General features: G+C 68.2%; 11 protein-coding genes. 6 read left to right on the forward strand and 5 right to left on the reverse strand.

Features of this window, described 5'->3' with window-relative positions:
• The first annotated feature begins 69 nt into the window (after positions 1 to 69).
• On the forward strand, positions 70 to 1,473 hold the full coding sequence (locus tag BV210_RS07770; RefSeq protein ID WP_077206078.1) for a hypothetical protein: 1,404 nt from the start codon (positions 70 to 72) through the stop codon (positions 1,471 to 1,473).
• Between the two features lie 15 nt (positions 1,474 to 1,488).
• On the opposite strand, the gene msrA is transcribed toward BV210_RS07770, so the two are convergent.
• Both msrA and BV210_RS07780 read right to left on the reverse strand, forming a co-directional pair.
• On the reverse strand, positions 1,489 to 2,028 hold the full coding sequence (gene msrA / locus BV210_RS07775) for a peptide-methionine (S)-S-oxide reductase MsrA (RefSeq protein WP_077206079.1): 540 nt from the start codon (positions 2,026 to 2,028) through the stop codon (positions 1,489 to 1,491).
• A 70-nt stretch (positions 2,029 to 2,098) separates the two neighbouring features.
• Positions 2,099 to 2,386, reverse strand: coding sequence for a hypothetical protein (locus BV210_RS07780; RefSeq protein ID WP_077206080.1), 288 nt, complete (start codon positions 2,384 to 2,386; stop codon positions 2,099 to 2,101).
• Positions 2,387 to 2,475: 89 nt separating this feature from the next.
• Here BV210_RS07780 and BV210_RS07785 point away from each other — a divergent pair, with 89 nt between their 5' ends.
• A complete protein-coding gene (locus tag BV210_RS07785) occupies positions 2,476 to 2,769 on the forward strand; it encodes an amphi-Trp domain-containing protein (RefSeq protein ID WP_077206081.1) in 294 nt (97 codons plus the stop codon).
• Between the two features lie 20 nt (positions 2,770 to 2,789).
• Here BV210_RS07785 and BV210_RS07790 read toward each other — a convergent pair whose 3' ends face one another.
• The 3 genes from BV210_RS07790 to BV210_RS07800 form a co-directional block, all read right to left on the reverse strand.
• Positions 2,790 to 3,215: a disulfide bond formation protein B gene (locus BV210_RS07790; RefSeq protein ID WP_077206082.1), complete on the reverse strand. Its 426-nt coding sequence runs from the start codon at positions 3,213 to 3,215 to the stop codon at positions 2,790 to 2,792.
• Complete coding sequence (locus tag BV210_RS07795) at positions 3,208 to 4,182, reverse strand: DsbA family protein (RefSeq protein ID WP_077206083.1); 975 nt, start codon at positions 4,180 to 4,182, stop codon at positions 3,208 to 3,210. The genes BV210_RS07790 and BV210_RS07795 overlap by 8 nt, the downstream gene beginning before the upstream one ends.
• A gap of 91 nt (positions 4,183 to 4,273) precedes the next feature.
• The gene (locus BV210_RS07800) at positions 4,274 to 5,020 is read right to left on the reverse strand and encodes a hypothetical protein (RefSeq protein WP_077206084.1); all 747 of its coding nucleotides are present in this window, start codon (positions 5,018 to 5,020) and stop codon (positions 4,274 to 4,276) included.
• Between the two features lie 119 nt (positions 5,021 to 5,139).
• Here BV210_RS07800 and BV210_RS07805 point away from each other — a divergent pair, with 119 nt between their 5' ends.
• The 4 genes from BV210_RS07805 to BV210_RS07820 all read left to right on the forward strand — a co-directional run bounded on the left by BV210_RS07805 (position 5,140) and on the right by BV210_RS07820 (position 10,539).
• Complete coding sequence (locus BV210_RS07805; protein WP_077206085.1) at positions 5,140 to 5,613, forward strand: Lrp/AsnC family transcriptional regulator; 474 nt, start codon at positions 5,140 to 5,142, stop codon at positions 5,611 to 5,613.
• A gap of 367 nt (positions 5,614 to 5,980) precedes the next feature.
• Entirely contained in the window at positions 5,981 to 7,465 is a 1,485-nt protein-coding gene (locus BV210_RS07810; RefSeq protein ID WP_077208009.1) for a proton-conducting transporter membrane subunit, read from the forward strand.
• Positions 7,455 to 9,890 carry a DUF2309 domain-containing protein gene (locus BV210_RS07815; RefSeq protein ID WP_077206086.1) on the forward strand — a complete coding sequence of 812 codons (2,436 nt, stop codon included), beginning with the start codon at positions 7,455 to 7,457 and terminating at the stop codon, positions 9,888 to 9,890. The genes BV210_RS07810 and BV210_RS07815 overlap by 11 nt, the downstream gene beginning before the upstream one ends.
• Positions 9,891 to 9,993: 103 nt before the next feature.
• Positions 9,994 to 10,539: a ribbon-helix-helix protein, CopG family gene (locus BV210_RS07820; protein ID WP_077206087.1), complete on the forward strand. Its 546-nt coding sequence runs from the start codon at positions 9,994 to 9,996 to the stop codon at positions 10,537 to 10,539.
• Positions 10,540 to 10,630 lie beyond the last annotated feature (91 nt).

The raw sequence follows: 10,630 nt of genomic DNA on the forward strand, positions 1-10,630 counted from the left end.
ACTCGGCCCGATCCGGCCAGTGAGCCGTCCACCAAGCTGATATGCCCGCTCGTGGAACTGACCCGGTAGATGTCGCTTCGTCGGACGCTCGTGTCGACGCTGCTGGTCCTGCTCGCGCTCGCCGCGAGCGTTGGCGTCGCGAACGCGTCGCCCACCGCCGACGCCGCACAGGCAGGCGACGCAAACGTGACCACGTTCATCGCCCCGGGTGACGCGCTCGACGCGCTCCGGACGGGGTCGAGGACCGAACCGCTCACGCCTCGACAGCGCGTGACCGTCGCCGACGCGCTCGTCGTACGCCTGTCTGCCCCCGGACTGGGCGCGGCGGTCGACGCCCAGCCCGGGAACACTACGACCACTCGCGTCCGGGAACTGCTGTCCGGTCCCGACGCGTCTCTGACCGGCGTCGAGATCTCCTCCGGCGGTGGCCCGCCACGCGCCCTCGACCTGACGGGCGAGGACCTCGTCGTCCGGCGCACCGGCGAGAACACCGTCGAGTTGATCTACGACACCGGCGAACTGCAGACGACGCCCGACCGAAACCGCAACGGCCGCGCCGACGACGGCGTCCGGTCGACGATCTCCCCCACGAGAGTGTTCCGACTGAGCTTTTCCTTCGAAGGAACCACCGAGAAGACCTCGCTGGGCGTCTTCTCGCCGTCGATCGTGTTCTCGACGCCCCAGTCCGACGGCGTGGTGGTGTACCCGCTCCCGGATCAGCGGATCGTCGGGCAGACGCCGCTGGCTCCGGGGACGGCGGTGTCCATCTCGGTCGAGACCGAGAGCGGATCCGTCGCGACCGAGCGCGGCGTCATCACCACCGGCCGGCGGCAGTCGTTCGCCAACCTCTCGCTCGATCTGGCCGACGTTTCGGGAGGTGAGTCGCTCACGGTCACGGCCCGGTTCGACGGCGGCCGACTCGGTCAGACGACCGGCCGGATCGGCGAGCTTGCCGCCTCGTTCGCGACGAGTCAGTCCGACGCCCCGCGAAACCGCCTCCGACTCCGGAACGTCTCGTTCTCCGCGGACGGCTTCCTCGTGGTCAGGGACGGCGAGGACGGCCCGCTCGTCGCCAACCGGTACGTCGAGGCCGGTGAGTACGAGTCGCTCACCGTCCAGTATCGGCGGGAACTCACGACCGATTCGGTGACCGTGACCGCCTACGTCGATGCCGACGGGGACCGCATCCTCGAACGTAGCGGGCCCGACCGCCCCTTCCGCCGAGACGGCGACCCCGTCTCGACGGTCGTCGACCTCGACGCGTCGACGCCGGCTCCGGCGACCGACACGGTGACGACCGCACCGCCCACGTCGGCCGAGACGCCGACGACCGCGTCCTCGTCACCGGCCGCGAGCGGGACGGGGCCACAGACGCGCGTTCGGATCACCGACGCCAGCGGCGACGGATTCGCTCCCGCCGCCGCGCTCGCGGCGCTCGCACTCGTCACCGCGGCGCTCGCCCGGCGTGAGTAGCCAGGACGGCCGGAACTAGTCGGCGGTCTGCCCCGCGAACTTCTCGCGGACCTTCTGGACCTTCGGCCGGACGTTGGCCGCGCAGTAGGGCTTGTTCGGGTTCTTCTCGAAGTAGTCCTGGTGATACTCCTCGGCTTCCCAGAACCGCTCCAGCGGTTCGATCTCGGTCACGATGGGGTCGTCGTAGACCCCCTCGGCGTCGAGTTCCTCGACGAACCGCTCGACGGTCTCGCGCTGGCCCTCGTCGTGGTAGTAGACGGCCGAACGGTACTGGCTCCCCACGTCCGGTCCCTCGCGGTCCTTCGTCGTCGGGTTGTGGACGCTGAAGAAGACTTCGAGTAGGTCCTCGTAGGCCAGTTCCTCGGGGTCGTAGGTCACCTGCACCGCCTCGGCGTGGCCGGTCTCGCCCCGACAGACCGCCTCGTAGGTGGGGTCGTCGACGTGCCCGCCCGCGTAGCCGGAGACGGCCGACTCGACGCCGTCGAGTTGCTTGAACGCCGCCTCGATACACCAGAAACACCCGCCCGCCAGCGTCGCTCGTTCGGTATCGGTCATCACCCGCGGTAGGGGTCCCAGCGCCGTAAGTTCCTCGCTGGGTCGAGTTCGCCGTCGACCCGGGGTGTCGCTACCGCCGCTCCCGGTCGACCGCCGGGTCCGCGTGATCGCCCTCGTTCTCGATGATCTCCGCTTTCCGCTCGATATCCTGCAGCGCCCGCTCCTGCTCGCCGCGGGCAATCCCGCCGGACTCGGCGTGCCGGCCGCTGTACTGGCGGCCGGGAATGAAATCCCAGACCGACCCGTCACCCTCGTCGGACGGTTCCGTTTCGGTCGCCTCGCCGTCCGACACCCGTCCGTCGCCGGCCGTTTCTTCGTCCCGGCTCAGACCCAGGAGCGCACGGATGCGTCCGAACATACCAGTTACTTCGTCGACAGGAGTGAAAAACCCTCGCCCGGAACGGAGGGTTTATGTTTTTAGGCCAGCCTAAACAGATTCGATCGACGATGGCCAACGGAACTGAATCCGAGGACGACCGCACGCGCATCCGCACGGGTCGCGACTTCGAGCGGGAGTACCGACTCGACGCCGACGAGGCCGGGCGGTTCCTGATCGCTCTCGGCGAACAGTTGCGGGACGGCGACGAACTGACGATCAGCACCGACGAGTGGGAACTCCCCTTCGCGTTCGGCGAACCCGTCGGACTGGAGGTCGACTTCGAGGGGGTCGACGATCCCGAACTGGAGATCGAACTGGAACTGCCGGGTCGCACCGACGAGCGCGCGCCCGACGTGGCGTGAGCGATTCCGGCGGTAGTCGCTCAGTCGCCGGCACCGCCACCGACCAGTCCCGACGCGGCGACGACGGTGATCGCCACCAGTGCGAATCCGAGTACCGAGAGGTTCGGGATCGTCAGCCCGAGGACGGGCAGTCGCCACTGGATCGCGGCACAGGCACCGCCGAACGCACAGCTACTCGACGTGACCTGCAACACGGAGTGATAGCTCGCCAGCGCGAGGCCGCCCAGGGAGAGGGGGAGCGCGGTCTTCCAGACCGCCGGCCGTAACTCGACCGTGGCGACGCCCAGCACGACCACCAGCGGGTACATCAGGATCCGCTGGTACCAGCACAGGTCACAGGGGACGAGCCCGAGCCCGAGGCTGAAAAAGAGGCTCCCGGCGGTCGCGACCGCGGCGACCAGCGTCCCGGCGATGAGCCACGTCGCCGGGCCGGGACGGTCAGGCATTCGAGATCGCGTCCTCGATGCGGTTTCGCGTCTGCTGCTGGTTCGACGGTGAGACGAGACTGTTGCCGATCCGGAGCGTCGGCGTCCCGCTGACGCCCACCTGCGTCGCCCGCCGGTCCGTCGCCTGCAATTCGTCCGCGTACTCGTCGTTCTCGACGGCCGTCCGCACCGCGCCCGGATCGGAGACCCCGGCGGCCTCTGCGAACGCTTCGAGTTTCCGCGGGGTGGCCCAGCGTTTCGCCTCCGGCGGCTGGTTCCGGAAGACGACCTCGTGGAAGCGCCAGTACGCGCCCGGGTCGGTGTTCCAGACGGCCAGCCCGGCGTGGCCCGCATTCGGCGCGTCCGGGCCGAGGAACGGCTCGCCGTCGAAGGTGGCGATGTGCCGGAACTCGATCCGGAGGTCGCCGGGCGCGACGTAGTCGGAGACCAGCGTCGGGAAGAACCCCTCGTCGAACTGCGCACAGGCCGGACACTTCCAGCTCCCGAAGTAGGTGACGGTCGCGGCCGCGTCGGCGCTCCCCATCACGGCGTAGTCGTACTCACCGGGCGAGACGGGGATCGGTGCGGTGCCGACCGGGCCGGCCTCCTCCGTCTGGATCTCCTCGGTCCCACCCAGCGCGTTGCGCAGCGCGACCCCGCCGGCCGCGACCCCGCCGATCGCGAGGACGCCGCCGCCGACCAGAAACGCCCGCCGTGGGAGTCCGCGGACGGCCGCCCCGACCCCGCCGTTGGAGAGTCGGTCGCCGAACGTGATCGAGTCGACCTCGTTCTCGGCCTGGCTGCGATCCCGGCGCGACAGGTCGTCTGGATGGGCGACCAGCCAGTGGCGATACAGCGCCGCTTTCTCGTCCCCGTCGACCCGATCCCCACAGTAGTGGCAGACACCGTGTGCCTCCCAGGCGTGGTCCCGCACTGCCCCGGCGGAATCGAACCCCCCGTCACAGACCGGACAGTCGTTCCCGGACATCTATTCTGAGTAATAGTTCCGCGCTACTCTGTAACAAGACTATCGGTCCCGTCCGCAACCGTCCCGGTGTCCGTCGACTCGACCCCGGCGCTCAGCCGTTCAGTCCCCGCTCGTCGATCGCTTCGAGGAAGGTCAGAATCGGGCTCTCTCGGGTCTCGACGTACTCGTAATCGAGGCTTTCGAGCCCGTCCAGTATCTCGGCGCGTACGTGGGCGCGGATCCGCTCGGGATCGGTCGTGTCGACGCCGACGCCGTCGACCAGGGCGGTGTCGTGGGTCAAAAAGCCGAACCGCTCGACGTCGATGTCCGGCAGGCTCTCCGCTAGCCGGAGCGCGTTCTCCACGTCCTGTTCGGTGTACTCGCCGGTCGACCGGTAGGCGTAGCCCTCGGTCTCGGGGTTGTCTACCGCCAGCGCGACAACGGCGTCCCCGTCCCGCGCCCGTACATCGAGATAGGGCTGGTCCAGGCTCGTTCCGCCGCTCTCGACGGTCACGGTGTAGGGCTCGCTCTCGGCCAGGTCGGTGATGGCGTCGCGGTGGAAGGCGGCCAGTCGCTCCCGCGCCGTCCGCTGGTCGGCCGCCAGTTCGCGGTAGGCGTCCTCCCACTCCGGGAAGAGTCTGACCGGCCCCGTCGTCTCCCGCCTGACCGCGCGTTTCTCCGGCCTGCTGAGGGGGTACTCCCGCTCGGCGGCGTCGTGGAGCGTGTCGGCGTTGGCCCGCCGGAACGCGGCCGTCAACTCGGTCCGAAGCTCCGTCCGCTGGTCGTTGAGCTCTCGCTCGACGGTCCGCAACTCCCGTTCGAGTTCGAACACCTCCTCGAAGTCCAGGTCGGAGTTCATGGGTCGTGACCGGACGGCTCCGGATCTACCCTCCCTACCGGTCGCCGCGACTTGTGCGTTCGGGCGAGTTCGCGCGGTGTGGCGAAGTTACTTTGTCGGGGACGGGCCAAATCCGTGGCATGGCCAGCGAGGATATCGATGACGTGGACAGGGCGATCCTCCACGCGCTCCAGGAGGACGCACGGAACAGGTCCTCGGGCGAAATCGCGGAGCGAACCGGGACCTCGGACAGCACGGTTCGCAAGCGGATCCAGCGCCTGGAGTCCGAGGGCGTCATCAAGGGCTACAGCGCCGACGTCGACTACGGCAAGTCCGGCTACCCACTCCGGGTGCTCCTCTTCTGTACCGCCTCGATCCCCGAACGCGGCGACCACATCCCCGAGATCCTCGATATCGACGGCGTCGTCTCGGTCCAGGAACTGGTCACCGGCGAGCAGAACCTGCTCGTGACCGCCGTCTGTGAGGACGACGACGACATCACGCCGATCGCACAGGAACTGCTGGACATGGGGCTGACCGTCGCCGACGAAGTCCTCGTCCGGAGCCACGAGACAACACCGTTCGGTGGCTTCGACCCGGACGAGGAGTCGTAAGCCGATCCGTCGCGGTACCTCGCGCGCCGACGTCGATAACGATCCGGTCGCTGTGGCAGGATTTCTCGAACGGTCCGGTATCTCACCTCCGAGCCGGTCGCCTGTCGATCGCCCCACGACGCCACCGACGGAACCTGTCGTGTTCGGGGTCAGGGCGGGTCGAACGGATCGGAGCGGCTTCCCGGCACCACTCCGTCAGATTCAGAAACATAATGTTCTATAATCCCCTTCTCTGGAACGTTTTGGTAATATAGGTAGACTTAAGGCACAATCTGTTCGTAGAACTGGGTAGATACGACCGGAACCTGGTATCGGGCACGGTCGCGGTGTGTCCGGTGGCGGGGGCTGGTCGAACACGAACCAAACGATGACCGGACAGACCGAGACGGAAACCGTGGGACAGCTCCCGAACACGTCGACTTCGACGCCGCTCGCGCCGGCGGTGTTCACGCGACTGGTGTGGGCACTGCTGGTCGCGAGCGTCGGTGCGCTCGCCGCGCGACAGCTGACTGGTGGGAACTGGGAAGTCCCCGGACTGGTCGCCGTCGACGGGTTGACCGTCCTGCTGTGGGTCGTCGTGACCTTCTTCAGCGGCATCGTCCACAGCTACTCACGGCGCTACATGGCCGGCAGCGAACACCTCACGCGCTTTTTCACGCGGCTGTTCGCGTTCACGCTCTCCGTGATGGTGCTCGCCGCCGCCGATCACGTCGCCCTGTTCGGGGCCGCGTGGCTGGCGATGGGGCTGGTGATGGCCGACCTGATCGGCACGGTGAAGGGCTGGCCGCAGGCACAGGCCGCCGCCGGGCTCGCACGCCGGTACTTCCTCGCCAGCAGCGCGTTGCTGGGCGGTGCTCTCGCGACCCTCGCCTGGACGACGAGTGCGACGAGTATCTCGGGGATTCTGGCGGCCGTCGACACGGTCCCGCACTCGATCCTGCTCGTGGCGGCCGGCCTGCTCCTGCTGGCGGCGATGGTCCAGTCGGCGCTGGTCCCCTTCCACACCTGGTTGCTCTCCTCGATGACCGCGCCGACGCCGGCCTCGGCGCTGATGCACGCCGGCTTCGTCAACGCGGGCGGCATCCTCCTGCTTCGCTTCGCCCCCGTGGTCACCGTCGACCCGGCGTTCATGCTCCTGATCACGGTCGTCGGCGCGACCAGCGCACTGCTCGGAAAGCTGCTGAAGACCGTCCAGTCGGACGTGAAGCGCAAACTCGGCTGTTCGACGACCGGGCAGATGGGCTTCATGATCGCACAGGCCGGCCTCGGCTTCTTCGGGGCCGCCATCACCCACCTGATCCTCCACGGGTTCTACAAGGCCTACCTGTTCCTCTCCGCGGGGAGTCAGGTCGAAGCCACCAGCCCGACGAAATCGACGACCGGGTCGACGACCCTCGTCGGCGGTGCCGTGGCCGTCTGCTCGGCGATCGCCGGCGGTGTCCTGTTCGCGCTGCTCACCGGGAAGGGGACCCACCTCGACAGCGGTCTCCTGCTGACCGGGCTGATCTCGCTGACGACGCTGCACGCCACCTGGACCGCGGTCCAGCAGACGGATCTCCCGGCGACCCTCCGGTACGGCGTCGTCCCGCTGTTCTTCCTGCCCGCCATCGCGGTCTACGCGGGCGTCTACACCGCTGTCACCGCCGTGCTGGCCGGCGTCCCGCTCGTGACCGCACCGGCCGACCTGACGGTCGTCCACGTCGTCGTATCGGCGGCATTCCTGGCCGCCTACGTCGGCATCGAGACGGGCGTCTACCGCCGGAGCCGTCGCCTGTACGTGGCGCTGATCAACGCCGCACAGCCCGCGACCGACACCCTGCTGACCGCCACGGAGGAGTACAATGAATACTGAATCCGCGATCGAAGCGAGCGTCGAACAGGCCGCAGACAGCGTCGGGTCCGTCTGGCCGCTCCACTCGTTCGTGACGGCCAACCCCCTCGCCGGATTCGAGGACCGCCCGTTCCACGAGGCCGTCGAGCGGGCCGAGGACCTGCTCGGCGGCGATGGCTACCCGAGCACCCACGTGTTCCGTCGGGCGTGGGAGGCCGGCCGGATCGACCCCGACGTTCTCACAGAGAAACTCGACGCCCACGGCTACGACGCCGATCCCGAAGCGCTGCTCGATCGGATGGAAGAAGACGCCGATCCGGACCCGGATGTCGACACGGCCGAGACGCCCGCGGATCGCGTCGACGCCGTCCTGACGAAGTGGCTCGCGGCCTTCATGGATCAGGGGACGGCCACCTGGTCGATGCCCGACCGCGAGCAGGGCTTCTACGCCGCGGTCCGTGCCGTGGCCCGCCACGACGGAGATATTCCGGACGGGTCCGCTGACGATACGTGGCCAACCGAGCCCGGCGAGGCCATCGAACGCGTCCTCGACGAGCATCCGAGGGACGAGTGGCCGACCATCTTCGAGCATCACCTGACCGCGCTCCCGGGCTGGGCCGGGTACATCAAGCAACGCGCCGCCGAGGGTGGCGAGTGGCAGTCGACGTACCCGATCACGCTGATCGAGTACCTCGCAGTGCGGCTCACGCTCGCCGACCTGTTCGACGCGCCGATAAGGCCATCCGAGCCGGCGACCGACGACAAGCCCAGCGATTCCGTCCCGCTCGAAGAGGTCTGGCTCTCGGCGTGGGAGGCCAGTTACCGCTCGGAACTGGTCGAAGCCGTCTCCGACGCCAGCCCGTCGGTCGACGAGCCAGAGGCCGACGGCCGGCCCGCCGCCCAGTTCGTGTTCTGCATCGACACGCGCTCGGAGATCATCCGCCGCCACGTCGAGGCCACGGGCGACTACGAGACCCACGGCTACGCCGGCTTCTTCGGCATCCCGATGCGGTACGAGGGATACGACACCGACGTGTCGGTCGACGCGTGCCCGCCAATCGTCGACGCCGAGCACCGCATCACGGACCGTCCGACCGGCGACGCCGAGGGCGACCAGCAGGCCTACGATCGCTGGTCGAACGTTCGCGACGCGGGCGGCAAACTGGTGAAGTCGCTCAGATCCAACGCCGCGACGGCGTTCAGCTACGTCGAGAGCGCGGGAGCCGGCTACGGGCTGGCACTGGCCGCCCGGACGCTGCTGCCCGGACGCGTCTACGACGCCCACGACGCCGCCGACGAGCGCGTCCCCGCCGACCACGAAGTCTGTGAGCCCTCGGTCGACTACAACCCCGACGCCGTGACCGAACTCCGCGAGGGGCTGACGCTGGACGAAAAGGTCGAGTACGCCGCGGCGGCCTTCGAGACGATGGGCTGGGAGGAGTTCGCCCGCGTCGTCGTCTTCGCCGGCCACGCCAGCCAGACCGCGAACAATCCGTTCGACTCCAGCCTCGACTGCGGGGCCTGCGCCGGCAACCCCGGCGGCCCCAACGCCCGCGTCCTCGCGACAATCTGCAACGACGAGGACGTCAGAGCCGAACTCCGCGAGCGCGGGATCGAGATCCCCGAGGACACCGTCTTCGTCGCCGGCGAACACAACACCACCACCGACGAGGCCGAACTGTTCGACGACGCGGTCCCCGAAAGTCACACCGAGGACATTGCGCAGTTGCGCGCCGATCTGGAGACCGCCCGCGCCGGCGCGGCCGCCGAACGCGCCGGGGACATGGGCGCAGGCGAGGACGCCGGCGTCCGCGAGGTCGAGCGCCGCGCCGCCGACTGGGCCGAGACCCGCCCCGAGTGGGGGCTGGCCGGCAACGCCGGCTTCGTCGTCGGCCCGCGCGACCTCACCGAGGATCTGGATCTGGACGGTCGGTCGTTCCTCCACTCCTACGACTGGCGGACCGACGACGACGGCGACGCGCTCGAAGCCATCGTGACCGGCCCGCTGGTCGTCACGCAGTGGATCAACACGCAGTACTACTTCGCCACCGTCGACACCGGCGTCTACGGTAGCGGCTCGAAGGTCACGCACAACCCCGTCGGCAACGTCGGCGTCTACCAGGGCAACGGCGGTGACCTGCTGACCGGCCTCCCGCTCCAGTCGCTGAAGGCCGCCGACGACGAACCGTACCACCAGCCCCTGCGGCTCTCGACCGTGATCCACGCGCCGGTCGAGCGCGTCACCGAGGTCCTCGCCGACCACGATGAGGTGACCGAACTGCTCGACAACGGCTGGCTCTCGCTGACCGTCGTCGACCCCGAACAGGACCACCGCGCGTTCCACTACGACGGCGAGTTGACCTGGACCGGTCACGAGGAAGCGGTGGCGACGGCGACCCAGAACCCGACCGCCGAGGCGTCCACCGAAGCGACCGCCGACGACTGATTCCTGGCTCGGGTTCGCTCATCGTCGGAACCAGTCCGTTGGCCGACATCACGGCCGTCGCCGGTCTGCAACGCTTATGCCGCTCTCGGCACTGAGTACCAGCATGACTGGCGATCGTGTCACGGTATCACTCACGGAGGAGGCACAGTCGGCGCTGGAAGATCTCACCGAACGGACCGACGAGAACCGCAGCGAGGTCATCCGCGAGGCGATCTCCTTCTACGCGGCGAACTTCGAGTCGGCGCGGACGAGCGACAGCGACGACCTCCAGACGTACTACCGGATGCTGACGACCGGCGAACACGTGTTGCTCGACGTCGACCTGCTCCACGCCTTTCTGGACAACGTCGAGGGCGAGGACGGACCGGACCCGGAGTTTCTGGAGACCGTCGACAGGGTCGCCGACTACCACACACAGGAGTACGCACAGCGGTTCGACTCGCTCGGGGAGATCCTGGAGTGGCTCTCCTTCTGTGGGTTCCTGACGGTCCGGGAGACCCAGGGGGACAGCTATCAGGTCGTCTTCCCCTCCGAGTCGGTTCGCTGGTTCATGACGCGGTTCATCCAGGGGAGCATCGCCGACCTGCCCTTCGAGGTCGAGATCGAAGAGAGCGTCTCCAAAGTGTTACTGAAAGAGTGTGAGCCCTGACGCCGCCTTCTTATGTGTTCATACAACTGATGACCCGGATGCACACACATCTCAACAATCCTTTTGATTGGTGATAGATATCGTGGCAACA

This window comes from Halorientalis sp. IM1011, assembly GCF_001989615.1.
Taxonomy (GTDB): domain Archaea; phylum Halobacteriota; class Halobacteria; order Halobacteriales; family Haloarculaceae; genus Halorientalis.

Coding starts and splice junctions, on each gene's coding strand:
- BV210_RS07770 (WP_077206078.1), top strand. CDS start 70: ATGTCGCTTCGTCGGACGCTCGTGTCGACGCTGCTGGTCCTGCTCGCG.
- msrA (WP_077206079.1), bottom strand. CDS start 2,028: ATGACCGATACCGAACGAGCGACGCTGGCGGGCGGGTGTTTCTGGTGT.
- BV210_RS07780 (WP_077206080.1), bottom strand. CDS start 2,386: ATGTTCGGACGCATCCGTGCGCTCCTGGGTCTGAGCCGGGACGAAGAA.
- BV210_RS07785 (WP_077206081.1), top strand. CDS start 2,476: ATGGCCAACGGAACTGAATCCGAGGACGACCGCACGCGCATCCGCACG.
- BV210_RS07790 (WP_077206082.1), bottom strand. CDS start 3,215: ATGCCTGACCGTCCCGGCCCGGCGACGTGGCTCATCGCCGGGACGCTG.
- BV210_RS07795 (WP_077206083.1), bottom strand. CDS start 4,182: ATGTCCGGGAACGACTGTCCGGTCTGTGACGGGGGGTTCGATTCCGCC.
- BV210_RS07800 (WP_077206084.1), bottom strand. CDS start 5,020: ATGAACTCCGACCTGGACTTCGAGGAGGTGTTCGAACTCGAACGGGAG.
- BV210_RS07805 (WP_077206085.1), top strand. CDS start 5,140: ATGGCCAGCGAGGATATCGATGACGTGGACAGGGCGATCCTCCACGCG.
- BV210_RS07810 (WP_077208009.1), top strand. CDS start 5,981: ATGACCGGACAGACCGAGACGGAAACCGTGGGACAGCTCCCGAACACG.
- BV210_RS07815 (WP_077206086.1), top strand. CDS start 7,455: ATGAATACTGAATCCGCGATCGAAGCGAGCGTCGAACAGGCCGCAGAC.
- BV210_RS07820 (WP_077206087.1), top strand. CDS start 9,994: ATGACTGGCGATCGTGTCACGGTATCACTCACGGAGGAGGCACAGTCG.